The sequence below is a fragment of the Massilia genomosp. 1 genome, from assembly GCF_011682185.1.
GTDB classification, from domain to species: domain Bacteria; phylum Pseudomonadota; class Gammaproteobacteria; order Burkholderiales; family Burkholderiaceae_D; genus Telluria_A; species Telluria_A rubra.
Genome location: NZ_WHJF01000035.1, coordinates 14,741 through 38,356, shown reverse-complemented (window position 1 = coordinate 38,356; position 23,616 = coordinate 14,741). Strand labels below are relative to the sequence as shown.

The window sequence follows — 23,616 nt, the reverse complement described above, 5'->3', positions numbered from 1 at the left end:
GAACAGGGCGATCATCGATCGGGTGGTTTTTTGATACAGCATGGGTTCTCCTTGGATTGATGTTTATGGTTGTTTGTAGACGACGCCGTCCTTCATCACAAAGCGCACCTGCTGCAGGAGCGCGATGTCGCGCAGCGGGTCGCCGGCAACGGCGATGATGTCGGCCGCGTAGCCCGGTTCCACCGAACCGAGGCGGGTACTTTGGTCGAGCAGGGCGGCGGCGTTCAGGGTGGCCGCGCGGATCGCTTCGAGCGGCGCCATGCCCGCTTCGACCATGTAGGCGAATTCCTTGGCGTTCTCGCCGTGCGGGAACACGCCGGCGTCGGTGCCGAAGGCGATCTTCACGCCGGCCTTGTAGGCGCGCGCGAAGGTGGCCTGGATCTGCGGGCCGATGGCGGCCGCTTTCGGGCGCACCAGCGGCGAATAGTAATCCGGGTCCCTGGCCTTGTCGGCCACGTAGCGGCCGGCCGACATGGTGGGCACGTACCAGGCGCCGTGCTTCTTGAACAGGGCGATGATGTCGTCGTCCATGATGGTGCCGTGTTCGATCGAGTCGATCCCGGCGCGCAGCGCGCGCTTGATGCCTTCGGTGCCGTGCGCATGGGCCGCGACCCGGAAGCCGTAGTCTTTGGCGGTGCCGACGATGGCGCGCAGTTCGTCCTCGGTGTACTGGGCGTTCTGGCCGTTGCGGGCCTGGCTCAACACGCCGCCGGTGGCGGTGACCTTGATCAGGTCCGCGCCTTCCTTGTAGCGCGCGCGCACCGCTTCGCGCGCGCCTTCGGCGCTATTGACCACGCCTTCGTTCGGTCCCGGCGTGCCCAGTGCATGGCTCAAGCGCTGCGAAAAATTATTGGTCGGATCGGCGTGCCCGCCGGTGGTCGCGATCGATTTGCCCGACGTGAACATGCGCGGGCCGGGAATGCTGCCGGCCGCAATGGCGCGCTTGAGCGAGACGTTCAGGCCATCGCTCGCGCCCAGGTCGCGCACGGTGGTGAAACCGGCTTTCAGGGTGCGTTCGGCGAAGACGACGGAGCGGTAGGCATGGTCGGCGGGATTGAGGCTGATGGCGTCGCGCAGGGCGTCGGCCTGCTTCTGGGTTTCGCCGGTCAGATGCACGTGCATGTCGATCAGGCCGGGCAGGCAGGAGTGGGCAGACAGGTCGATGTGGCCCGCTGTCGGGTTAGCGTCCGCGTTCGCGCCCGCGCTCATCGGCCCGACCGACTTGATTGAGCCATCCTCGATGACGATGCTCACCTTGTCGCGCCAGGCACCGGTTTTGACATCGAGCAGGCGTCCGCAATCGACGGTCTGGGTGGCCGCTTGCGCACTACCGCAAGCGAGCAAAATACCGATGGCGGACAGCTTGAGCATTGCGGGTCTCCCGAGAAAAATGATGGCAAAAGAGCATACATGAATGCGATATGCAGAAGTGCGGCCAAGGCCCAAAAGCAAAGGGCGGAAAAGCTGTGCTTTTCCGCCCCTGGGCATGCGTGTCTTTACTTAAGCGGCGAGGTGGCCGGTTCGACCATGCCAGGGTCGCTCAATTCACCCTCCCACTTGGCCACGACCGCCGTGGCGATGGCATTGCCGATCACGTTGGTGGCCGAACGCGCCATGTCGAGGAAGTGGTCGATGCCGAGCAACAGCAGCAAGCCCGCTTCAGGGATGTTGAACTGGCCCAGGGTGGCGGCGATCACCACCAGCGAGGCGCGCGGCACGCCGGCCATGCCCTTGGAGGTCAGCATCAGCACCAGCATCATGGTCAGCTGGGTCGACAGCGTCATTTCGATGCCGTAGGCCTGGGCGATGAACACGGTGGCGAAGGTGCAGTACATCATCGAGCCATCGAGGTTGAACGAATAACCGATCGGCAGCACGAACGCGGCGATACGGTTACGCACACCGAAGCGCTCCAGGCCTTCCAGGGTCTTTGGAAAAGCCGCTTCCGACGACGCGGTGGAAAACGCCAGGATGGTCGGCTCGCGCACTTCGCGCAGCAGCGCAAACACGCGCGGTCCCAGGAACAGGAAGCCGGCAATCGTCAGCGCCACCCACAACACGCCGATGGCGATGTAGAACTCGCCCATGAAAATGCCGTAGGTCGACAGGATGCCGATGCCGCTCTTGGCGATGATGCCAGACACCGCCGCCAGCACCGCGATCGGGGCCAGGTTCATCACATAGCCGGTCACCTTGAGCATGACGTGGGCAACGCCGTCGATGGCTTCGATCATCGGGTTGGCGCGCGCGCCGACCGCGGCGGCGGCGGTGCCGAAGAACAGCGAGAAGATCACGATCTGCAGGATTTCATTCTTGGCCATGCCGTCCACGATCGACGACGGCACCAGGTGGGTGACGAATTCCTTCAGCGTCAGGCTGCTGGTGACGATGCCCGATACCGCGCCGGCCGGCGGCAGGTGAGCCACCATGGCGTCGCCGGGACGGAACAGGTTGACCAGGATCAGGCCGAGCGAGAGCGACATGATCGAGGCCAGCACGAACCAGCCCAGCGCCTTGGCGCCGATGCGGCCGACTTCCTTGGCGTCGCCCATCTTGGCGATGCCGACCACCAGGGTCGAAAACACCAGCGGCGCGATGATCATTTTAATCAGGCGCAGGAACAGCGTGGTTACCAGCGACATGTATTCGGCGAAGGCGGCCGGGTTTGGCGTGCTGACATTGATGACATACCCGAGCACCACCCCGAGCACGAGGGCCAGAAGGATGTAGAGGGTAAGGCGGTTTTTCTGGTTCATGGGCTGTGCGTCCTGTATTTGAGTCGATTCGGTGGCGTCAGGGACAGCGGAAAGCCGGTTTCCCTGCATTCTCGGGCAAAATAGCGGTATTTTGTGAGCGAACCAGCCAGTTATGTGATGATTTTCTTGGCAAGTTCCGCAGTATCCTAGGGGCCGCAGGTGCTGTCAAGCTCGCACCTTCTCTATTAGAACAGACGAAAAACAACATGATCGAACTAAAAAATGTCAGTAAGTGGTATGGCCAGTTCCAGGTGCTGGCCGACTGCACGACCGAGGTGGGCAAGGGCGACGTGGTGGTCATCTGCGGCCCGTCCGGGTCCGGCAAGTCGACCCTGATCAAGACCGTCAACGGGCTCGAACCGTTTCAGCAGGGCGAAGTACGGGTCGACGGCGTCTCGGTGGGCGACAAAAAGACCGACCTGTCGGCACTGCGCGCGCGTATCGGCATGGTGTTCCAGAATTTCGAGCTGTTCCCGCACCTGTCGGTACGCGACAACCTGACGCTCGGCCAGACCCGGGTGCTCGGGCGCAGCCTGGAAGAAGCGACCGCCAAGGGCTTGCAGTACCTGGACCGGGTGGGCCTCCTGGCGCAGCAGGATAAATACCCCAGCCAGTTATCGGGCGGCCAGCAGCAGCGCGTGGCGATCGCGCGCGCGCTGTCGATGGACCCGATCGCCATGCTGTTCGACGAGCCCACCTCCGCGCTCGACCCGGAAATGATCAACGAAGTGCTCGACGTGATGGTCGGCCTGGCGCAGGAAGGCATGACCATGATGGTCGTCACCCACGAAATGGGCTTTGCGCGCAAGGTGGCCGGGCGCATTTTGTTCATGGACCACGGCCGCATCGTCGAAGACAGCCCGACCCAGGAATTCTTCACCGCGCCGCGTTCCGAGCGCGCGCGCGAGTTTTTGGCCCGGATCATTCACTGACGCTGGCGCGCCTGCGATTACAGGAAGTCGTCTTCTCGCTGGTGCCGCACCGCGAGAATGGTGACGGTGTGTGCGTCTTCGATCTCGAACAGGGCGACATACCCTGCGCCGCCAAAATCAATGAGCAACTCCCTGAGACGGGGCGAGTCGGCAGCCGCTTTTCTGCAGGTGAAGGGAAATTCCTCCAGTAGCGTCATGGCTTTGGCAATGATCGTACGCGCCCGCCTGGCCACGCCAATGTCCTTGGCGGCCAGGTAGGCATACAGGCGGCGCAAGTCGGCCCGAGCCTCTTTTGTATACCTGACGCGAAAACTCATTTGACCGCCCGGGCCTCGGCGTCGGCAATGACTTCATCGAGGTCGCGCAGGACATCGTCGGCACTGAAATACTCGCCGCTTTGCAGTGCCGCGTCGCGCGAGGCGAGACCGCGTTCGATAAAGTCGCGTTGCGCGCGGCGCTGCCGAATCTGCAGTGTCACCGATTGCGCGACAAAGCTGGACAGGGATTCGCCGCTCTCCAGTACGCTTTCGGCTGCTTCGCGCAATTCTGGTGCGACTCGTAGAGAAGGAAAGTTGGCAGTTTTCAAGGTGACCTCCATGCGTTGCATTTGCAACGCAGTATCTCAAGCTTCTGATGTGGATGCAAGCAGCAGGTTCAAACGTGCGCCATGTTTCTTGGATGAATCACGAGCGATTGGTCGCCTTCGGAGGTTAAAATACCGCATCCGTTTTCCGAAAGCCGCCATGTCCACCATCGATACCCCCCAGAGCCTGACCATCACCCGTCCCGACGACTGGCACCTGCACCTGCGCGACGGCGCCGCCCTGGCCAGCGTGCTGCCGCACAGCGCGCGCCAGTTCGCCCGCGCCATCGTCATGCCCAACCTCAAACCCCCGGTCACCACCACCGCCATGGCCCAGGCCTACCGCGAGCGCATCCTGGCCGCGCTGCCGGCCGGCATGCGCTTCGAGCCGCTGATGACGCTCTACCTGACCGACAATACCGACCCGGACGACATCCGGCGCGCCCAGGACAGCGGCTTTGTCCACGCCGTCAAGCTCTACCCGGCCGGCGCCACCACCAATTCCGACGCCGGCGTGACCGACCTGACGCGCTGCTACAAGACGCTCGACGTCATGCAGGAAGTCGGCATGCCCTTCCTGGTGCATGGCGAAGTGACCGACCAGGAGATCGACCTGTTCGACCGCGAGGCAGTCTTCATCGAGCGCGTCATGCGTCCGCTGCGGCGCGATATGCCGGAACTGAAAATCGTCTTCGAGCACATCACCACCAGGGACGCGGCGCAGTACGTGGCCGAAGCCGACGGCCCGATCGCCGCCACCATCACCGCGCACCATCTCCTGTACAACCGCAACGAGATCTTCAAGGGCGGCATTCGACCGCATTACTACTGCCTGCCGGTGCTCAAGCGCGAAGAACACCGCCTGGCCTTGATGACGGCCGCCACCAGCGGCGACGAGCGCTTTTTCCTGGGCACCGATTCGGCCCCGCACGCGGTGGGCGCCAAGGAGACCTCGTGCGGCTGCGCCGGCTGCTACACCGCGCTGCACGCGATGGAGATGTATGCCGAAGCGTTCGAACGCGCCGGTGCGCTCGACAAGCTCGAAGCCTTCGCCAGCTTCCACGGCCCGGATTTCTACGACCTGCCGCGCAACACCGAGCAGGTGACGCTCAAGCGCGAAGCCTGGACCTTGCCACAGACCGTGCCGATGGCCGACTCCACCCTGGCGCCGCTCAACGCCGGCGAACAGATTAACTGGAAGCTGCTGTAAGCGATGCTCTCGCAGATCGACTGGGCGCGCCCGTGGTACGACGCGGTGCGCCCCGCGTTTGCGCGCCTGGGTCTTGAGGTCGGCAGCGTGGCCGAGGCCCTGAACGCGGCTGCCGCGCCGCTGGCGCTGGTCAACCAGCGCGGCCTGCCGCTGCGCTTCGTGCCGCAGGACCAGTTGCCGGACGGGCGCGCCTACGAAGAATTCATTGGCGCCACCGGCTGCGTGCCCACGCGCGAGAACCTGCACGACTTCTTCAATGGCCTTGTGTGGCTGACCTTCCCGCGCATCAAGCAGCAATTGAACGCCCTGCAGGCGGCGCAGATCGCGCTGGCCGGGGTGGGCAAGTCGCGTGGCGCGGCGCGCGACGGCGCCACCATTTTCGACGAAAACGCGGCGCTGCTGGTGGTGCGGACCGGCGGCCAGGGCGAGCGCCTGGTGGCCGCCCTGCGCGCGCACGGCTGGATTGAGGCACTATACGAACGGCGTGGCGCCTTTGGGCCGGACGCCGAAGTCTGGCTGTTCGGGCACGCGCTGATGGAAAAGCTGGTCGCGCCGCGCAAGGCGATCACCGCGCACACGCGCGTGGTGGTGGCCGGCGACGATTACTTCGCGCTGTCGCACGACCAGCGGCGCGCCTGGATCGACGGCCGGGTCGCCGCCGAACTGGCGGACCAAGGATTGAGCACTGCCTGTTTTACTCCCTTGCCGGTGCTTGGCGTGCCCGGTTGGTGGGAAGGGCAGGACCACGCGTTTTACGCCGACACCACGGTATTTCGGCCCAAGCGGGCCGTTTGAGGAGAACACATGACTGAAGCGGTACGTTGGGGAATTCTGGGCACGGGCAAGATTGCGCGCGCGTTTGCGACGGCCTTGCGCGACACGCCGGGCGCGCTGCTGGCCGGCGTGGCCTCGCGCAGCCTGGAAAGCGCGCAAGCCTTCGGCGCCGAATTTGGCGCGCTTGCCAGCTACGGCTCGTACCAGGCGCTGGCCGACGCGGCGGACATCGACGTGGTCTACATCGGCACTCCGCACCCGATGCACGTCGACAATGCCGTCATGGCCCTCAATGGCGGCAAGGGCGTGCTGTGCGAAAAGCCCTTCACCATGAACTTGGGCGAAGCGGAACACATCGTGGCGCTGGCGCGCGAGAAGAAGCTGTTCCTGATGGAGGCGATGTGGACGCGCTTCATGCCGGCGCTGGCCGAAGTGCGGCGCATCATCGCGTCCGGCGAGATCGGCACCGTACACCAGGTGACGGCCGATTTTGGTTTCGCGGGCACGCAGGACCGGCTGCATCGCCTGAACAATCCGGCGCTGGGCGGCGGCGGGCTGCTCGATTTGGGGATTTATCCGCTCTCGATTGCCGCTGCGCTGCTCGGACCCGTGGCCGAGGTGCGGGCCATGGCGCTGATGGGCGAGACCGGGGTCGATATCCAGACCGGCTTCACCATGCGGCACCAAGGTGGAGGCATGTCGGTGTGCAGTTGCTCGCTCAGGGCCAGGACGCCGGCGGAGCTGACCGTGTCCGGCAGCCTGGGGCAGGTACGGATGAACACCATGTTCCACCGGGCGCAGTCGGTGACCGTGACCACGGCGGACGGCGCGCGCACGATTGATACGCCGTACCTGGGCAACGGGTATGTGCATGAGGCGATGGAAGTGGGGCGCTGTTTGAAAGAAGGGCTGCTGGAGAGCCCCGGCATGCCGCTCGACGAGACGCTGCATCTGATGGGGGTCCTCGATACGATGCGCGGCCAGATCGGCTTGCGCTATCCGGCGGACCTTTGACACGTCGTTCCCGCGCCAAGGCGGCACTCGGCGGGAACGACGGGGGACGGCGGCGGGAACAACAGGGACGGCGGCGACGAGCGCTACACCTTCAAAAACTCTTCCTTGCCCCCCAGCCAGCGCGCCAGGTGCGCTTCCACCACATCATCGACCGCCTCGTGAATCAGCTTGTGCGCCACGTCGCGCGCCTGTTCCACCAGCCACTGGTCGGTCTCCAGGTCGGCGAACCTGAGCATCGCCTGGCCCGACTGGCGCGCCCCTAAAAACTCGCCCGGCCCGCGAATCTCCAGGTCCCTGCGCGCAATCTCGAATCCATCGGTGGTCTCGCGCATGGTCATCAAGCGCTGCTTGGCGATCGGCCCCAGCGGGCTCTGATACAGCAGCAAGCACACGCTGGCCGCCGAGCCGCGTCCCACCCGGCCGCGCAACTGGTGCAGCTGCGACAAGCCGAAGCGTTCCGCGTGCTCGATCACCATCAGCGACGCATTCGGCACATCCACCCCCACCTCGATCACGGTGGTGGCCACCAGCACCTGCACCTCGTTCGCGGTGAACGCATCCATCACCTCCTGCTTCTCGGCCGCCTTGAGGCGCCCATGCACCAGCCCCACCTGCAAGTCGGGCAGGGCCTCGGCCAGCATCGCGTGCGTATCGGTGGCGGTCTGCAACTGCAGCGCCTCCGACTCCTCGATCAGGGGACACACCCAGTAAATCTGGCGCCCCTCCAGCGCCGCCGCGTGGACCCGCTCGATGACTTCGTCGCGCCGGTTCTGGTCGATCGCGCGCGTGACGATCGGGCTGCGCCCCGGCGGCAGTTCATCGATGATCGACACTTCCAGGTCGGCGTAATAGGTCATCGCCAGGGTGCGCGGAATCGGCGTGGCCGACATCATCAACTGGTGCGGCGTCTTGCCGTTGCTGCCCTTGTTGCGCAGGGTCAGGCGCTGGCCCACGCCGAAACGGTGCTGCTCGTCGACGATCACCAGCCCCAGTTTCGCAAACTGCACCGTATCCTGGATCAGCGCGTGCGTGCCGATCACCAGCTGCGCCTCGCCCGACTCCACCATGGCGGTGGCGGCCAGCTTGTCCTTCTTTTTCAGGCTGCCGGTCAGCCACGCCACCTTCACCCCGAGCGGCTCCATCCAGCCGGCGATCTTGCGGAAGTGCTGGTCGGCCAAGATTTCGGTCGGCGCCATCAGGGCCGCCTGGTAGCCGCTGTCGATGGCCTGCGCGGCGGCCAGCGCCGCCACCACCGTCTTGCCGCTGCCGACATCCCCCTGCAGCAGGCGCTGCATCGGATAGCCGTTTTTCAGGTCGGCCCGGATTTCTTTCAGCACGCGCTGCTGCGCGCCGGTCAGCTTGAACGGCAACTGCCCCAGAAACGCCTCCGACAGCGCGCCGACGGCCTTGAGCACCGGCGCACCCTTGACCCGGCGCGCCCGCTGCGCGCGTTTGAGCGAAAGCTGCTGCGCCAGCAGTTCGTCGAACTTCATGCGGATCCAGGCCGGGTGCGAGCGCTCGACCAGCGAATGGGCGTCGATTTCCTGCGGCGGATAGTGCAGCAGGCGCACCGACGGCTCGAAATCGGTCAGGTTCATTTCTTCGCGCAGGGCCGGCGGCAGGGTGTCGCGCCAGTCGATGCGCTTCATCGCATCGGCGATCGCGCGCCGCAAGATCGCCTGCGACAAGCCTTCGCCAGACGGATACACGGGCGTGAGCACGGTCGGCAGCGGCGCGCCTTCGTTAATCACCTTGTACGATGGATGCACCATCTCGGCCCCGAAGAAGCCATGCTTGAGTTCCGCCCGGGCGCGCACGCGCGTGCCCTCGGCCAGTTGCTTGACCTGGCTGCCGTAAAAATTCATGAAGCGCAGCAGCAGGTCGCCGCTCTCGTCGGCGATGGTGACGAGCAGCTGGCGCCTTGGGCGCAAGCTGATCTCGTTTTTCGTCACGATGCCCTCGACCTGCGACACATGGCCGCCGCGCAGGCACGCTTCGCGGATCGACACCACGACGGTTTCGTCCTCGTAGCGCATGGGCAGGTGCAGCACCAGGTCCATGTCGGTGTGCAGGCCCAGCTTGGCGAGCTTGCTTTCGTTGGTTTTCGGTGGCGTTTTCGGTTTGGTTGGCGGCATATTGAAGCAAGGTGAAGCAACGGCGGTGCGTAAGCGGGTAAAATAGAGGGTTGCCCTGCACGCGTGAGCCCTTATTGTACGGCTCTTGACCCTCTTTTTTACAAAATTAGCAGAATGTACTCGCTCTCCGACTTCGATTTCGACCTGCCCGCCGAGCGCATCGCGCAAACACCGCTGCCGAACCGCAGCGCCTCCCGCCTGTTGCACCTGGACGGGACGGCCCTGGTCGACCGCCAGTTCGCCGACATGGTCGACCTGCTCGCCCCCGGCGACCTCCTGGTGATGAACGACACGCGCGTGCTCAAGGCGCGCTTTTTCGGCGTCAAGGAAACCGGCGGCAACGTCGAGGTGCTGGTCGAGCGCATCCTCGACAGCCGCACCGTGCTGGCCCAGGTGCGCGCCTCCAAGTCGCCCAAGCCCGGCAACCGGATCCGCCTGGCCGACGCCTTCAACGTCACCGCCGGCGAGCGCGCCGGCGAATTCTTCACCCTCGTGTTCGATGGCGACGTGTTCGAACTGATCGAAGCGCACGGGCGCCTGCCGCTGCCGCCCTATATTGAACACGATGCCGACGAATTCGACGAAACGCGCTACCAGACCGTGTATTCGCGCGCGCCGGGCGCGGTGGCCGCGCCGACCGCCGGCCTGCACTTCGACCAGGCGCTGCTGGCCGCCCTGGGCGCGAAGGGCGTCAATTTCGCCTACGTCACCCTGCACGTGGGCGCCGGCACCTTCCAGCCGGTGCGGGTCGAAGCGCTGGCCGAGCACAAGATGCACACCGAGTGGTACACCGTGCCGCAGGAAACCGTGGACGCCGTGCGCGCCGCCAAAGCGGCCGGGCGCGATGTCGTGGCGGTGGGCACCACCAGCCTGCGCGCGCTCGAATCGGCGTCGCAGTCGGATGAACTGGTGGCCGGCAGCGCCGACACGGCCCTGTTCATCACGCCCGGCTACACCTTCAAGACGGTGACGCGCCTGATCACCAACTTCCACCTGCCCAAGTCGACCCTGCTGATGCTGGTGTCGGCCTTTGCCGGGTATGAGGCCATCCGCGCCGCCTATGCGCACGCCATCGCCAGCGAATACCGCTTCTTCAGCTATGGCGACGCCATGCTGCTCACGACCGACAACAAGTAGATCCCACACCCTATGCTCGACTTCCAACTTCTCAAGACCGACACCAGCGGCCTGTCGCACGCGCGGCGCGGTCGCCTCACGCTCAATCACGGCGTCATCGACACCCCGATCTTCATGCCGGTCGGGACCTACGGCTCGGTCAAGGCGATGTCGCCGGTCGAACTCAAGGAGGTCGGCTCGCAGATCATTTTGGGGAACACCTTCCACCTGTGGCTGCGCCCGGGCACCGAGGTGCTCAACAAATTCGGCGGCCTGCACGGCTTCATGGGCTGGGACAAGCCGATCCTGACCGACTCCGGCGGCTTCCAGGTGTTTTCGCTCGGCGCGATGCGCAAGATCACCGAGGAGGGCGTCAAGTTCTCCTCGCCCATCGACGGCAGCAAGCTGTTTTTGTCGCCCGAGATCTCGATGCAGATCCAGCGCGCGCTCAACTCCGACATCGTCATGCAGTTCGACGAATGCACCCCGTACGAAATCGACGGCCGTCCGGCCACCTCGGTGGAAGCGGCGCAATCGATGCGCATGTCGCTGCGCTGGGCGCAGCGCTCGATGAACGAGTTCACCCAGGGCGAGAATCCCAACGCGCTGTTCGGCATCGTCCAGGGCGGCATGTTCGAAAACCTGCGCGACGAATCGCTGGCCGGACTCGAAGAGATCAATTTTCCGGGTATCGCCATCGGCGGGCTGTCGGTGGGCGAGCCGAAGGAAGACATGATGCGCATGCTCGAACACGTCGGCCCGCGCCTGCCGGCCAACAAGCCGCACTATCTGATGGGCGTGGGCACGCCGGAAGACCTGGTGGCCGGCGTGGCCAACGGGATCGACATGTTCGACTGCGTCATGCCGACCCGGAATGCGCGCAATGGCTGGCTGTTTACGCGCTTCGGGGATGTGAAGATCAAGAACGCGCGCTACAAGGACGACCAGGGGCCGCTCGACGAAAGCTGCGACTGCTACTGCTGCAAGAACTTCGCGCGCGCGTATTTACATCACCTGCACCGCTCGAAAGAGATCCTGGGGGCGCGCCTGAACACGATCCACAACCTGCACTACTACCTCAAGCTGATGAGCGAAATGCGCGACGCCATCGACGCCGACCGTTTCCACGCCTTCCGTCTCGAATTCAACGCCGGCCGCGCCCGCGGGGTTTAACAAGTTGTAAAACCGGGGACAGACCCTAATGGCGTTAACTTAAGGCCCGTCATTCCCGCGCAGGCGGGAATCCAAGGTACCGTCGCTCAGCTAAGATGCCTTGGATTCCCGCCTGCGCGGGAATGACGGTCTTGAGGATGATGGGCGAAAACGGTGCTACGGATTGTAGAAGACCAGCAACATGGCGGGCAGTTGTTGAAAATTAAATAACTTTCACCCGCTTGCAAAAACGAAGTTGGCAGCCACATAGGCCAGATTGGCTTGCCGCGAGCATGCGGTGCTAGAATACAGCGCTGATTTTTTAACGAAACTAACCTCAATATCGGAGTCTCCCGTGTTTATTTCCAACGCTTATGCGCAAGCTGCTCCCGCTGCCGCCGATACCAGTTTGATGGGTAATATGAGCACCTTCCTGCCCCTGATCCTGATGTTCGTGGTCATGTATTTCCTGATGATCCGCCCCCAGCAAAAACGCGCCAAAGAGCAGAAATCGATGATGGACGCCCTGTCCAAGGGCGATGAAGTCGTCACCGCCGGCGGCATCCTCGGCAAAGTCGTCAAGGTCAACGAGAGCTACATCACCATCGAGATCGCCAACAACACCCATATCGTTGTGCAGAAAAGTTCGATCACCACGCTGCTGCCGAAAGACACGCTGAAGTCCCTGTAAGCCCGACGCGCGGCCGCGCGCCGCCTGACTGCTCAACATTGAACGCTGGAACACTATGAATCGCTATCCCGTCTGGAAATACATTCTCATCGTCATTGCGCTGTTGCTGGGCGCCTTGTACACGGCGCCCAACTACTTCGTCGAATCGCCTGCGCTCCAGGTGACGACCGGCAGTTCGATCCTCAAGATCACCAACAGCACGAGCGAACAGGTGGAAGCGGCCCTCAAGGCGGCCGCCATCGCGCACGAGGGTGTGAGCCTGGACGGGAATGAAAACAGCACGTCCGTGCGTGCGCGTTTCGCCACCACCGACGCCCAGTTCAAGGCCAAGCTGGCGCTCGAACGCGCCCTGAACCGCAACCCCGCCGAACCGGATTACATCGTCACCGTCAACCTGGTGAAGAACACGCCGCACTGGATGCAGGTGCTGCGCGCCTTGCCGATGAACCTGGGCCTGGACTTGCGCGGCGGCGTGCATTTCCTGATGCAGGTGGACGTGGCCGCGACCACTGAAACCAAGATCACGGGTATCCAGCAGAGCGTGCGCAGCCAGCTGCTCAGCAAGGACAACAAGGACGAGGCGCGCCATAGCGGCATCACCCGCGTCGGCCAGGCCATCGAAGTACGTTTTGACGATGCCGCCCGGCGCGCCAAGGCACGCTCGATCATCGGCGAGTCGGCCGACCTGCTGTTGACCGACGCCTCCGATGCCAACGGTCTGAAACTGATCGTCGCGCTCAAGCCGGAAGCGCTGCAGCGCACCATCGAAGAAGGCGTCAAGCAAAACATCCTGACCCTGTCGAAGCGGGTCAATGAACTGGGCGTGTCCGAACCGATCATCCAGCAGCAGGGGCGCGACCGCATCGTGGTCCAGCTGCCCGGCGTGCAGGACGTGGCGCGCGCCAAGGACATCATCGGCCGCACCGCCACGCTCGAAATGCGCATGGTCGACGATACCGTGGTGCCGGGCATGGAATCGGCCGCCAACATTCCGCTCACGTCGGAACTGTTCACCGACGAACGCGGCGCCCCGATCGTGCTCCTGAAAGACATCATCCTGACCGGCGAATACATCTCCAGCGCCATCGGCACCATGGACCAGAACAACCAGCCGGCGGTGAGCCTGGACCTGAACGGCAACGGCGGCAGCAAGATGCGCATCGCCACGCGCGAGCGCATCGGCAAGCGCATGGCCATCCTGCTCAAGGAAAAAGGCAAGTACAACGTGCTGTCGGCGCCGGTCATCAACAGTGAACTGGGCAGCCGCTTCCAGATCACCGGCATGGGCACCCCGCAAAAAGCCAACGAACTGGCGCTGCTGCTGCGCTCGGGCGCCTTGTCGGCGCCGATGGAAATCATCGAAGAAAGGGTCATCGGCCCGCAACTGGGCGCCGAGAACATCACCAAAGGCCTGTACTCGACCGTGTACGGCTTCGCCGCGATCGCCATTTTCATGATCATCTACTACCACATGTTCGGCGCCTTCAGCGTCGTCGCGCTGGCCTCGAACCTGCTGTTCCTGCTGGCGCTGCTGTCGTGGATGCAGGTCACCCTGACCCTGCCGGGCATCGCCGCGATCGCGCTGGCGCTGGGCATGGCGATTGACGCCAACGTGCTCATTAACGAACGGATCCGCGAAGAGCTGCGCGCCGGCGAATCGCCGCAGAAGGCGATCGCCGCCGGTTTCGACCGCGCCTGGGCCACCATCCTGGACTCCAACGTGACCACCCTGATCGTCGGTATCGCCTTGCTGGTGTTCGGTTCCGGCCCGGTGCGCGGTTTCGCCGTGGTCCACTGCCTGGGTATCCTGACCTCGATGTTCTCGTCCGTGTTCGTCTCGCGCGGCGTGGTCAACCTCTGGTACGGCCGCAAGAAAAAGCTGAACAAGGTCTCGATCGGTACCGTCTGGACTCCTGGCCTGTCGGTCACGAAATCATAAGCACTTACTACAACAGGACTCAAGATGGAATTTTTCCGCATCAAGAAAGATATTCCCTTCATGCGCCATGCGTTGATTTTCAACGTGATTTCGGCGCTGACCTTCGTGGCGGCCGTGTTTTTCCTGTTCTCCAGGGGCCTGCACCTGTCGGTCGAATTCAAGGGCGGCACCGTGATGGAGCTCAAATACCCGGCCGCCGCCAACCAGGAGAAGATCCGCACGGACCTGATCAAGCTCGGTTACGAGCAGCCTGAAGTGTCCAGCTTCGGCACCGCGCAGGACGTCATGCTGCGCCTGCCGATCATCGAGACGGTGACCGGCTCGACCGGTTCGCAGAAGGTGTTCGCCGCGCTGTGCGCATCCGAAGGCGGCGCCGTCACCCGCATCGACACCGTGGTCAAGGGCCAGAGCGTGGCCAAGGATGTCTGCCATTCCCCAAGCGGCGCCGACGTGCTCAGTCTCCGGAAGGTCGAATTCGTCGGCCCGCAGGTGGGCGACGAACTGGCCCACAATGGCGTGAGCGCTTTGCTCATGGTGGTGCTGTTCGTGGTGATCTACCTGGCGATTCGCTTCGAGTGGAAGTACGCCGTCTCGGCCATCATCGCCAACTTGCACGACGTGGTCATCATCCTCGGCTTCTTCGCCTTCTTCCAGTGGGAGTTCTCGCTGGCGGTGCTGGCCGGCGTGCTGGCGGTGCTCGGTTACTCGGTCAACGAATCGGTGGTCATTTTCGACCGGATCCGCGAAAACTTCCGCAAGCAGCGCAAGGCCAGCGTCGAAGAAGTCATCGACAATGCGATTACCAGCACCATCTCGCGTACCATCATCACCCACGGCTGTACCCAGATGATGGTGCTGTCGATGCTGCTGTTGGGCGGCGCAACGCTGCACTACTTCGCCGTGGCGCTGACCATCGGTATTTTGTTCGGCATCTACTCGTCGGTGTTCGTGGCCGCCGCCATTGCCATGTGGCTGGGCGTGAAACGTGAAGACCTGATCAAGCCGATCAAGGAAAAGGACGAAACCGACGGCGCCGTCGTGTAAGCGCCATTTCGCCTGCTTCGACAATGCCGCCCGGCTCACGCTGCGCGGCATTTTTCATACCTGCCCTCAGCCGAACCATGATGCTTGACGACCGCGCGCCGCCATGAGCCGCACCAACCGCCTGTTCCTGCTGCTCGATGCCCTGCGCGGGCACCGCCGTCCCGTCACCGCCGCCGTGCTGGCCGAGCGCCTGGGCGTGTCCGAACGCACCATCTACCGCGACATCCAGACCTTGTGCGAACTGGGCGCCCCGGTCGACGGCGAAGCGGGGGTCGGGTACATGATGCGCGCCGGGCTGTTCTTGCCGCCGCTGATGTTTTCGACCGACGAACTCGAAGCGCTGGTGCTCGGCGCGCGCTGGGTGCGGCGCCAGGGCGACGACGCGCTGGCCGACGCGGCGTCGAACGCGCTGGCCAAGATCGCCACGGCCACCCCGAAGGACCTGCGCGACTGCATCGCCGAGACCAGCCTGTGGGTGCCGGTCGGTCCCGGCGCGCTTGATACCACCGTGTTCGTGCGGCCCGCGCGCGAAGCCATCCGCGACCAGCACAAGCTGCGCATCGGCTACCGCGACGCCGCGGGAGTGGCGAGCGAGCGCACCGTGTGGCCGTTCGCGCTGGCGTTCTTCGAAGGCGCGCGCGTGCTGGCCGCCTGGTGCGAACTGCGCGGCGCCAACCGCCACTTCCGCATCGACCGCATCGCCACCGCCGTGGCCAGCGGCGAGCGCTATCCGGCGCACCGGCGCGACTTGCTCAAGCGCTGGCGCGAAGAGTTATGCATTGAAGACGACGACTCCTGACAGAAACTGACGCACAGCGCCCCTATCATGGCCGCTCCAACAACTTTTCACGGAGCTGCGCCATGCGCCTGTACCACAACCACCTGTCATCGAACGGCCGCCGCGTACTGATGGTCGCCGAGCAGCTTGGCCTGCCGCTGGACATCGTCAATGTCGACCTGGGGAGCGACAGCGAGCGCGCGCGCCTGCGCGAAATCAACGCCAATGGCAAAGTGCCGCTGCTCGAGGACGGCGACTTCCTGCTGTCGGAATCGTGCGCGATCATGCAATACCTGTGCGACCTCGCCCCCGGCCAGCAACTCTATCCGCAGGATGCGCGGGTGCGGGCCGATGTGAACCGCTGGCTGTTCTGGGGCAGCCAGCATTTTGCCGAGACGATCAGCATCCTGTCGTTCGAACACATATGGAAGGCCATGATCGGCATGGGCGAGGCCGACCCGGCCACGGTAGCACGGGCCGAAGCCGAACTGCGCCAGCTCGGCGCCGTGCTCGACGGCCATCTGGCGCAGCGCGACTGGCTGGTGGGCGACGCGCTCAGCCTGGCCGATATCGGCGTCGTGACGCCGCTGATGTATCTGGAACGGGCCAAGCTGCCGCTGGGCGAGTTCGCCAACCTGATGCGCTGGTTCGACCGCCTGCGCCAGCTTGACCTCTGGAAAAACTCCGGCCCCGCATAAACCTGCACAAGCCGCGACTGCGCCTGCAACCGGGGTCAGAGCATTAATTAGAAATGTTTCAAGTTAAAGCTCTGACCCCGGTTTTTCTCTGACCCCGGTTTTTCTTGATTGACACGCGTGGACGGAATGGGCATACTCGAGGCATCTGATGTTAGCGCTAACATCGGCGTCCGCCTAGGAGGGCCCCCGTTGATTGCAACACCGCTGCCGTGGCGTGAAAAAATCAGTTGGGCGGCGGGGATGGAATCGACGCGACCCGGCGCGGCTGGCAATTGACCATGCTGCTGTGGGGCGTGCTCGCATCCCTGCTGTTCGCGGCCACCTTTTTCAATACGCGCGAACGCATCGCGCCGCCGCCGCGCCAGCGGACCCGCGTGCGCGACGATATTGGCGACCTGGCCGGCAACCGTCCGTCGATGGTGCTGTTCTTCCTGGCGCTGATCATCATGGTGTCGATCGCCCTGCGCACCACTACGGCCGCCTATTACTTCAAATATGTGGTGGGCCGGCCCGACCTGCTGGCGTCCTTCCTGCCGGCCTACATGGCGGCCGCCGCCGCCGGCGCCGCGCTCACGCCCGTATTGACGCGCCTGGCCGACAAGAAGACCCTGATGATGGTGCTGATGTCGCTCACCGCGCTGCTGTCGGCGGCGTTCTTCTTCGTCGGCCCGGAGCAGATCACGGCCATGTACGCGCTGCAGGTCGCCCTCGGCCTGGTGCTGGGACCGAAGTCGCCGCTGGCGTTCTCGATGTATGCCGACAGCGCCCACTACAACGAATGGCGCAACGGCCGCCGCGCCACCGCGATAACCTTCGCCGCCGCCACGTTCTCGCAAAAACTCGGCACCGCGCTGGCGCTGGCCGTCATCGGGGCGGTCTTCACAAAGCTCGGCTACGTGCCCAATGCGGCGCAGTCGGGCGGCTCGCAGGCCGGCATCGACTGGCTGATGTCCATCATTCCCGCTATGTTCGCCCTGCTCGCGGTGGCGGTCATGTTTTTCTATAACCTCGACAGCGCCAGACTGCGCCAGGTCCAGGCCGACCTGGCGGCGCGCAAGGCGCCGCTGTAAGGCCATTTCTGGAGACGTTTTATGTTACGCCCCACCGACGACGGCGCCCGCTACGAATTGAGCAGCCCGACCGCGATGCCGCATGCCGCCGGCTTCCTGTGGAACCGCAAGATGATGATCCAGGTGACCTGCCGCGGCTACGCGGTGGCCCGGTTCATGCAGCCCGAACCGGCCAAATACGCGCATGCGCCGAACATGGAAGCGACCTCCTTCATGCAGCCGGAACAGGCCTATTTCGCGCACCATCCGGGGCGCTTCTTTTATGTGAAGGATGAAGACACGGGCGAGCTGTTTTCGGCGCCCTACGAGCCGGTACGCGCGCCGCTCGAGCGCTTTGCCTTCTCTGCCGGCCAGAGCGACCTGGCCTGGCGCATCGAGCACCTCGGCATCGGCATCGAGCTGCGCGTTTGCCTGCCGCCGGACGAGGTGGTCGAACTGTGGTCGCTGAACGTGACCAATTTGTCAGGCCGCCCGCGCCGGATCAGCGTCACGCCGTATTTCCCGATCGGGTACATGTCGTGGATGAACCAGTCGGCCGAGTACCGCGCCGACCTGGGCGGCATCGTCGCCAGCAGCGTCACGCCGTATCAGAAAGTGGCCGACTACTTCAAGAACAAGGACTTGAAAGACAAGACCTTCTTCCTGTGCGAGCAGGCGCCCGATTCGTGGGAGGCCAACCAGGCCGCCTTTGAAGGGGAGGGCGGCCTGCACAATCCGTCGGCCCTGCAAGGTGCGGCGCTGGCCGGTGGCGACGCCCGCTACGAGACGCCGGCGGCGGTGGTGCAGTACCGGCTGGCGCTCGACGCCGGCGCGGCCAGCGGCCAGCGCTTCCTGTTCGGCCCCGCGTTCGACGACGCCGAGATCGCGGCCCTGCGCAGCGCCTGGCTGAGCGAAGACGGCTTCGCGCGCGCCGCCGCGCAGGCCGAGGCCTATGTGGCCGGCGGACGCGGTTGCGTACGCATCTCCACGCCCGACAAGGAGTTTGACAACTTCGTCAACCACTGGCTGCCGCGCCAGGTGTTCTATCATGGCGACGTGAATCGCCTCAGCACCGATCCGCAGACGCGCAACTACCTGCAGGACAATATGGGCATGAGCTTCGTGCGCCCGTCGGTGATGCGCGCGGCCTTTTTGCATGCGCTCAGCCAGCAGGAAGCGTCCGGCGCCATGCCCGACGGGATCTTGCTGGCGGCCGGCGCGCAGCTCAAATACATCAACCAGGTGCCGCACACCGATCATTGCGTGTGGCTGCCGGTGTGCCTGCAGGCTTACCTCGACGAGACGGCCGACATGGCCATGCTCGATGAAGCGGTACACGATGCGCAGGGCCGCAGCGAAAGCGCGTTCGCGCGCGTCGGCCGCGCCATGGACTGGCTGCTGGCCGAACGCGACCATCGCGGGCTGTCATTCATCGCCCAGGGCGACTGGTGCGATCCGATGAACATGGTCGGCTACAAGGGGCGCGGCGTGTCCGGCTGGCTGACGCTGGCGGCGGCGTATGCGCTCACGCTGTGGGCCAGCGTGTGCGAACAGCGCGGGGACGCTGCGCGGGCGCGGCACTTTGGCGATGGCGCGGCGGCCATGAATGCGGCGGCCAACGCGCATCTGTGGGATGGCGCCTGGTTCGCGCGCGGCATCACGGATGACGGCGTGAAGTTCGGCGTGAGCACCGATGCCGAAGGGCGCATCTACCTCAATCCGCAGGCATGGGCGATCCTGGGCGGGGCGGCGGACGGCGCGCAGACGGCGCGCATGCTGGCCGAAGTCGAGCGCCAGCTGTATTCGCCCTACGGCGTGACCATGTTCGCGCCGCCGTACAGCGCCATGCGCGACGACGTCGGACGGGTGACGCAGAAGCATCCCGGGTCGGCGGAAAATGGCGCGGTGTACAACCATGCGGCGATTTTCTACATTTTCAGTTTGTACGGCATCGGCCAGACCGAGCGCGCGCACATGCTGCTGCGCCAGATGATTCCGGGGCCGGACGATGCCGACTACCTGCGGCGCGGGCAGCTGCCGGTGTTCATTCCCAATTACTACCGGGGGGCGCACCGCGAGTATCCGAGGACGGCGGGCAGGTCGAGCCAGTTGTTCAATACCGGGACCGTGTCATGGATGTACCGCTGCATCGTCGAGGGCTTGTGCGGCTTGCGGGGCGATGCGGACGGCTTGACGATCAAGCCGCAGATGCCGGCCGCCTGGCAGCGCATGGATGTGGAGCGCGAGTTTCGCGGGGCGCGCTTCCAGGTGCATGTCGAGCGCGCCGATGTGAAGAGCGTGATGGTCAGGCATGAGGGAAAGTTCTTGCCGCAGGCGCGCATGACGGGCATCGTGGCGGGGGCGCACTACCGGCTCGATGTCTTCGTGCCGTAGACGTCCGTCGTACCCGCGCAGGGCTGGGCGCCCCGGCGGGTACCCAAGGCATCGCCGCTCCGCACAGGAACTTGGGTACCCGCCTGCGCGGGTACGACGACGGCGACGCTACGCGCTCTCGCGCGCCATCAGCGTAAAGCCCAGGTCGACCTGCGCCGCCGGCGGCGCCTCGCCCTTGATCAGCGCCAGCAGCAAGCTGGCCGCCTCGAACCCGATCCGGTAGCGCGGCGTGGCGATCGTGGTCACCGACGGCGTCATCCAGGCCGACGCCGGCAAGTCGTTAAACCCGCACACCGCCAGCTGCTCCGGCACCTTGATCCCGCGCCGCTGGCACTGGTAAATCGCGCCATGCGCCAGGTCGTCATTGCAGCAGAAAACCGCGTCGCAGTCCGGCGCCTGCGCCAGCATGCGTTGCACCAGCTGCGCTCCCAGCGCGATGGTCGACGGCTCGCCCACCATCAGCTCCAGGCGCGCATCAAGCAGGCCCGCCTCGTCCATGGCCTTGCGGTAGCCGTCGGCGCGGCGCAGGGTGCGTTCATCGAGCTGGGCGCCGATGAAACCGATGCGCCTGTGGCCTTTGCCGATCAGGTAGCGCGTCATCGCCCGGCCCGCGTCGAACTGCGAAAACCCCACCGACAACTGGCCCGGCGCGCTCCCCAGGTCCATCATCGACACCAGCGGCACGTTGGACGCCGCCAGCATCCGGGCCACGCGCGCACTCTGGCTCAGGCTGGAGAGCAAAATGCCATCTGGATTCGATTGCAGATAAATACCCAGCAGCTTTTCTTCCTCGGCATCCGAATAGCGGGTGTTGCCGATCAGTAGCTGGTAATTGCCGGAGCCGATCGCATCCTCGATCCCCTCCAGCACGGCCGTGAACACCGCGTTCGACAGCGACGGCACCAGCACCACGATCACGTTCGACTGGGCCGAGGCCAGCGCGCGCGCGGCGCGGTTCGGCACGTAGCCGAGTTCGGCAACGGCGAGCCCGACCCGCGCCCGCACGGCGTCCGATACCCGCTCCGGCTGGCTCAAAGCGCGCGAAGCCGTCATCGCCGACACCCCGGCGCGCGCCGCCACCGACGCCAGCGTGGCCTTGCCGCTGGCGCGGCTCTTGATCGTGCTTGTTTTGCTCATGCGCTTGGCCGACTCCGATAATTTTTTGAAAACTTTTGCCGGATTTTACCCCGCCCGGCATGCTTTCCGTCAATACATCTAAAGTTGCCTAAGGGAATTAACTACTTGTGTGTGTTCCCGCACAGAGCTGGCGCGGGCGGCGGACTATAGTGGAACTGTCTCTTTCAGGACATCCCTAGTTTTGGACTTCGCCCGCTTTAATACAGCGGGCATTTTTTTGCCCTGGCGAAAAGCGGTGCAAGGTAAAGCGGTGTCAGCGTCCAAAGGGAACGGCGCGGCGCGGCAGGACGCCGCGCCGGCGGATTACATCAGGGCCGAGGTCAGGCTGCTCACTTCGGCGGCCGACTCTTCCAGGATGCTGTTGAGGGTGCCATCGCCGATGACGAAGTCGATGGTGGCCGCCGCCTGGCGCGAGGTGGCGGCGGCGCGCTCGTACAGGGGCGACGGAACCGGTGCCAGGTCGTTGGCCAGCAGCAGGGTGTCGCCCAGGGTTTCGGGCGGCAAGGCGCGCATGCCGACCCAGAGCGCCTCGATGGCCGCCATGACGGGCGCCGGCACGCCCAGCCGTTGCAGGACGCAGCGGCCGATGATCTGTTCGCCATGTTCGATCCAGTCGTCCGGCTCGCCTTCGAACAGGCCCGGAAACTCATCCGCGCGCGAGAGCATGTAAAAACCGCCCACCTCATGCACGATACCGGCGAACATCGCCGTTTCCGGGTCCAGGTTGGCCACGCGCCGCGCGATCACCTGCGACAGCGCCGCCACGTGGGCCGAGTGCTGCCACAATTGGTTGGCCTTGGCGCGCAGGGCCGGCTGGGTAATCTTGCTGTCGAGCTGGCGCACGATGACCGCCGCGCCCAGCGCGTTGAGGGTGCGAAACCCCACCCGCTGCACCGCGGTGCGCACGTTGGTCACTTCATTGCCGGATCGGTTGTAGGCGACCGAATTGGCGATCGCCACGGTGCGCGCGGCCAGCAGCGGCTCGGCCTGCACCAGGCGGGCCGCCACGTCGGCATGACAGTCGGGATCGTTCAATGCGCGCTGCAACTTCAGCGTGGCGTCGACATTGGTCGGGAAACTCAGTTCCCCCCGGCTTGCTTGAGCAGCAATGCTCTTGTACGCTTCGAGTCTGTCCATGAAAAAATTATACTCCGATAACCCAGCCGTGTTTGTCGTAAAAACGTGCTCTAAAGCATTTATCTGAGCGGGCGCCGGGGAGCGTCTCGTCCAGCAGGCTCACCCCGGGCTCACGGCCGGGCTTGCGTTCAGGGCTCGCTGAAAATGGCGTCGCAGCCGTCCTGGGTCGCTTCGGTATCTTCCAGCTCATCGACCAGGCCCAGGTCGAACAATTCCTCGACGGCGTTCATGAAACTGTTGAGCTTGGTTGCGCCGATGAGGCGATAGATTTCCCCGGCTTCGTTACGCACGCCGATCAACATTTTTTCCTGGCGCACTTCGTCCGGCGTGGCGACGTTGAGCAGCAGGTTGCCGATGATGTGTTTGTCAAAGTGAGCGGGCTTTTTGCCTTCGAGCAGGGTGGTTTTCAATCTTCTTCCTTGTGTTGTTGTAATGTGGGGCAAACGGCATGGTCGGCGATGACTTGTTTCAGTTTGCGCAAGCTGGCGTCGATGTCATCGAAATCGCTGTCCGACAACGATGAAAACAGTTGCCTGCCATGCGCGATGACCTTGGGAAAGACTTCCCGGAACACGCCCTCGCCGCGGTCGGTCAGGCGCACGTAAAACGAGCGCTTGTCGTCGCAGCTGCGTTCGCGCACAACCAGGCCCTTCTGTTCCAAGCGGTCGATCACGCCGGTCAGCGTACCCTTGGTGATCAAGGTTTTCTCGCCCAGTTCCTTGTACGTCATGCCCTGCGTATTGCCGAGCGTGGCGATGATATCGAACTGGGCATGCGTCAAGCCGCACTGGCGCACCGACTCGCCCGAAAAGCGCTCGAAGCTTTGCAGGCACTCGGCCAGCAAGCGCACACTCCTTAAATATCGTTCCCCCATAGGCCGTGATTATAGCTGGCTGCGCCCGGTTTGACGGCGGCGCGCTCGCTCGTGTGGCCTGTGCGCCGCACCGCGCCTGCTGTTGATGCTGATTTGCTACAGCGTGCCGGCGGCCAGCCTGGTCCGGGCAGGATGGTTGATCTCCGGTATGATAGTGAGCCAATGAAATCCGATGGCGCCTCGCGGGCGCCGCACCCCTTGTC

At 64.4% G+C, this 23,616-nt stretch carries 22 protein-coding genes; 13 read left to right on the top strand and 9 right to left on the bottom strand.

All coding sequences use genetic code 11. The features are described from left to right. Positions 1-63: 63 nt before the first annotated feature. Together F1735_RS15200 and F1735_RS15195 are read right to left on the bottom strand one after the other, a co-directional pair. A complete protein-coding gene (locus tag F1735_RS15200) occupies positions 64-1,371 on the bottom strand; it encodes a metal-dependent hydrolase family protein (protein WP_167237721.1) in 1,308 nt (435 codons plus the stop codon). A 125-nt stretch (positions 1,372-1,496) separates the two neighbouring features. Next, positions 1,497-2,756 (bottom strand): dicarboxylate/amino acid:cation symporter, encoded by a 1,260-nt coding sequence (locus F1735_RS15195; RefSeq protein WP_167237720.1) that lies wholly within the window; start codon positions 2,754-2,756, stop codon positions 1,497-1,499. Positions 2,757-2,962: 206 nt separating this feature from the next. Here F1735_RS15195 and F1735_RS15190 point away from each other — a divergent pair, with 206 nt between their 5' ends. After that, the gene (locus F1735_RS15190; RefSeq protein WP_167237719.1) at positions 2,963-3,688 is read left to right on the top strand and encodes an amino acid ABC transporter ATP-binding protein; all 726 of its coding nucleotides are present in this window, start codon (positions 2,963-2,965) and stop codon (positions 3,686-3,688) included. Between the two features lie 17 nt (positions 3,689-3,705). On the opposite strand, the gene F1735_RS15185 is transcribed toward F1735_RS15190, so the two are convergent. Next, positions 3,706-4,005, bottom strand: a complete 300-nt coding sequence (locus tag F1735_RS15185) for a type II toxin-antitoxin system RelE/ParE family toxin (protein ID WP_167237718.1) — start codon at positions 4,003-4,005, stop codon at positions 3,706-3,708. Next, positions 4,002-4,274: a YlcI/YnfO family protein gene (locus F1735_RS15180; protein WP_167237717.1), complete on the bottom strand. Its 273-nt coding sequence runs from the start codon at positions 4,272-4,274 to the stop codon at positions 4,002-4,004. Before F1735_RS15180 ends, F1735_RS15185 begins: the two co-directional genes overlap by 4 nt. A gap of 157 nt (positions 4,275-4,431) precedes the next feature. Between F1735_RS15180 and pyrC the strand changes: the two genes are divergently transcribed. Genes pyrC through F1735_RS15165 form a run of 3 tightly spaced genes read left to right on the top strand, consistent with a single transcriptional unit; the run spans position 4,432 to position 7,269 of the window. Continuing rightward, positions 4,432-5,481: a dihydroorotase gene (pyrC, locus tag F1735_RS15175; RefSeq protein WP_167237716.1), complete on the top strand. Its 1,050-nt coding sequence runs from the start codon at positions 4,432-4,434 to the stop codon at positions 5,479-5,481. A 3-nt stretch (positions 5,482-5,484) separates the two neighbouring features. Next, complete coding sequence (locus tag F1735_RS15170; protein WP_167237715.1) at positions 5,485-6,276, top strand: DUF3025 domain-containing protein; 792 nt, start codon at positions 5,485-5,487, stop codon at positions 6,274-6,276. A 9-nt stretch (positions 6,277-6,285) separates the two neighbouring features. Further along, positions 6,286-7,269: a Gfo/Idh/MocA family protein gene (locus F1735_RS15165; RefSeq protein WP_167237714.1), complete on the top strand. Its 984-nt coding sequence runs from the start codon at positions 6,286-6,288 to the stop codon at positions 7,267-7,269. A gap of 83 nt (positions 7,270-7,352) precedes the next feature. Here F1735_RS15165 and recG read toward each other — a convergent pair whose 3' ends face one another. After that, a complete protein-coding gene (recG, locus tag F1735_RS15160) occupies positions 7,353-9,404 on the bottom strand; it encodes an ATP-dependent DNA helicase RecG (protein ID WP_167237713.1) in 2,052 nt (683 codons plus the stop codon). Between the two features lie 114 nt (positions 9,405-9,518). Here recG and queA point away from each other — a divergent pair, with 114 nt between their 5' ends. The 9 genes from queA to F1735_RS15115 all read left to right on the top strand — a co-directional run bounded on the left by queA (position 9,519) and on the right by F1735_RS15115 (position 20,265). After that, a complete protein-coding gene (queA, locus tag F1735_RS15155; protein ID WP_167237712.1) occupies positions 9,519-10,541 on the top strand; it encodes a tRNA preQ1(34) S-adenosylmethionine ribosyltransferase-isomerase QueA in 1,023 nt (340 codons plus the stop codon). A gap of 12 nt (positions 10,542-10,553) precedes the next feature. Beyond that, positions 10,554-11,693 carry a tRNA guanosine(34) transglycosylase Tgt gene (tgt, locus tag F1735_RS15150; RefSeq protein WP_167237711.1) on the top strand — a complete coding sequence of 380 codons (1,140 nt, stop codon included), beginning with the start codon at positions 10,554-10,556 and terminating at the stop codon, positions 11,691-11,693. Between the two features lie 334 nt (positions 11,694-12,027). Next, a complete protein-coding gene (gene yajC / locus F1735_RS15145; protein WP_167224776.1) occupies positions 12,028-12,363 on the top strand; it encodes a preprotein translocase subunit YajC in 336 nt (111 codons plus the stop codon). A 55-nt stretch (positions 12,364-12,418) separates the two neighbouring features. Next, positions 12,419-14,302 carry a protein translocase subunit SecD gene (secD, locus tag F1735_RS15140; protein ID WP_167237710.1) on the top strand — a complete coding sequence of 628 codons (1,884 nt, stop codon included), beginning with the start codon at positions 12,419-12,421 and terminating at the stop codon, positions 14,300-14,302. A gap of 24 nt (positions 14,303-14,326) precedes the next feature. Then, entirely contained in the window at positions 14,327-15,346 is a 1,020-nt protein-coding gene (secF, locus tag F1735_RS15135; protein WP_167237709.1) for a protein translocase subunit SecF, read from the top strand. A gap of 103 nt (positions 15,347-15,449) precedes the next feature. Further along, positions 15,450-16,145, top strand: coding sequence for a helix-turn-helix transcriptional regulator (locus F1735_RS15130; RefSeq protein ID WP_167237708.1), 696 nt, complete (start codon positions 15,450-15,452; stop codon positions 16,143-16,145). A gap of 62 nt (positions 16,146-16,207) precedes the next feature. After that, positions 16,208-16,822, top strand: coding sequence for a glutathione S-transferase family protein (locus F1735_RS15125; RefSeq protein ID WP_167237707.1), 615 nt, complete (start codon positions 16,208-16,210; stop codon positions 16,820-16,822). Between the two features lie 227 nt (positions 16,823-17,049). Further along, positions 17,050-17,892: an MFS transporter gene (locus tag F1735_RS15120; protein WP_229505794.1), complete on the top strand. Its 843-nt coding sequence runs from the start codon at positions 17,050-17,052 to the stop codon at positions 17,890-17,892. A 21-nt stretch (positions 17,893-17,913) separates the two neighbouring features. Next, positions 17,914-20,265: a GH36-type glycosyl hydrolase domain-containing protein gene (locus tag F1735_RS15115; protein ID WP_167237706.1), complete on the top strand. Its 2,352-nt coding sequence runs from the start codon at positions 17,914-17,916 to the stop codon at positions 20,263-20,265. A gap of 108 nt (positions 20,266-20,373) precedes the next feature. On the opposite strand, the gene F1735_RS15110 is transcribed toward F1735_RS15115, so the two are convergent. The 4 genes from F1735_RS15110 to F1735_RS15095 all read right to left on the bottom strand — a co-directional run bounded on the left by F1735_RS15110 (position 20,374) and on the right by F1735_RS15095 (position 23,413). After that, positions 20,374-21,402, bottom strand: coding sequence for a LacI family DNA-binding transcriptional regulator (locus F1735_RS15110; protein ID WP_167237705.1), 1,029 nt, complete (start codon positions 21,400-21,402; stop codon positions 20,374-20,376). A gap of 303 nt (positions 21,403-21,705) precedes the next feature. Beyond that, positions 21,706-22,539 (bottom strand): HDOD domain-containing protein, encoded by an 834-nt coding sequence (locus F1735_RS15105; protein ID WP_167237704.1) that lies wholly within the window; start codon positions 22,537-22,539, stop codon positions 21,706-21,708. A gap of 128 nt (positions 22,540-22,667) precedes the next feature. Further along, positions 22,668-22,949: a hypothetical protein gene (locus F1735_RS15100; RefSeq protein WP_126073913.1), complete on the bottom strand. Its 282-nt coding sequence runs from the start codon at positions 22,947-22,949 to the stop codon at positions 22,668-22,670. Next, complete coding sequence (locus F1735_RS15095) at positions 22,946-23,413, bottom strand: MarR family winged helix-turn-helix transcriptional regulator (RefSeq protein WP_167237703.1); 468 nt, start codon at positions 23,411-23,413, stop codon at positions 22,946-22,948. Before F1735_RS15095 ends, F1735_RS15100 begins: the two co-directional genes overlap by 4 nt. Between the last annotated feature and the right edge of the window lie 203 nt (positions 23,414-23,616).

Excerpts from the sequence above, each read along its gene's own strand:
- F1735_RS15200 (WP_167237721.1), bottom strand. The coding sequence starts at position 1,371 with ATGCTCAAGCTGTCCGCCATCGGTATTTTGCTCGCTTGCGGTAGTGCG.
- F1735_RS15125 (WP_167237707.1), top strand. The coding sequence starts at position 16,208 with ATGCGCCTGTACCACAACCACCTGTCATCGAACGGCCGCCGCGTACTG.
- F1735_RS15105 (WP_167237704.1), bottom strand. The coding sequence starts at position 22,539 with ATGGACAGACTCGAAGCGTACAAGAGCATTGCTGCTCAAGCAAGCCGG.
- F1735_RS15110 (WP_167237705.1), bottom strand. The coding sequence starts at position 21,402 with ATGAGCAAAACAAGCACGATCAAGAGCCGCGCCAGCGGCAAGGCCACG.
- secD (WP_167237710.1), top strand. The coding sequence starts at position 12,419 with ATGAATCGCTATCCCGTCTGGAAATACATTCTCATCGTCATTGCGCTG.
- recG (WP_167237713.1), bottom strand. The coding sequence starts at position 9,404 with ATGCCGCCAACCAAACCGAAAACGCCACCGAAAACCAACGAAAGCAAG.
- F1735_RS15130 (WP_167237708.1), top strand. The coding sequence starts at position 15,450 with ATGAGCCGCACCAACCGCCTGTTCCTGCTGCTCGATGCCCTGCGCGGG.
- F1735_RS15115 (WP_167237706.1), top strand. The coding sequence starts at position 17,914 with ATGTTACGCCCCACCGACGACGGCGCCCGCTACGAATTGAGCAGCCCG.
- queA (WP_167237712.1), top strand. The coding sequence starts at position 9,519 with ATGTACTCGCTCTCCGACTTCGATTTCGACCTGCCCGCCGAGCGCATC.
- pyrC (WP_167237716.1), top strand. The coding sequence starts at position 4,432 with ATGTCCACCATCGATACCCCCCAGAGCCTGACCATCACCCGTCCCGAC.
- tgt (WP_167237711.1), top strand. The coding sequence starts at position 10,554 with ATGCTCGACTTCCAACTTCTCAAGACCGACACCAGCGGCCTGTCGCAC.
- F1735_RS15190 (WP_167237719.1), top strand. The coding sequence starts at position 2,963 with ATGATCGAACTAAAAAATGTCAGTAAGTGGTATGGCCAGTTCCAGGTG.
- F1735_RS15170 (WP_167237715.1), top strand. The coding sequence starts at position 5,485 with ATGCTCTCGCAGATCGACTGGGCGCGCCCGTGGTACGACGCGGTGCGC.
- secF (WP_167237709.1), top strand. The coding sequence starts at position 14,327 with ATGGAATTTTTCCGCATCAAGAAAGATATTCCCTTCATGCGCCATGCG.
- F1735_RS15095 (WP_167237703.1), bottom strand. The coding sequence starts at position 23,413 with ATGGGGGAACGATATTTAAGGAGTGTGCGCTTGCTGGCCGAGTGCCTG.
- F1735_RS15165 (WP_167237714.1), top strand. The coding sequence starts at position 6,286 with ATGACTGAAGCGGTACGTTGGGGAATTCTGGGCACGGGCAAGATTGCG.
- F1735_RS15185 (WP_167237718.1), bottom strand. The coding sequence starts at position 4,005 with ATGAGTTTTCGCGTCAGGTATACAAAAGAGGCTCGGGCCGACTTGCGC.
- F1735_RS15195 (WP_167237720.1), bottom strand. The coding sequence starts at position 2,756 with ATGAACCAGAAAAACCGCCTTACCCTCTACATCCTTCTGGCCCTCGTG.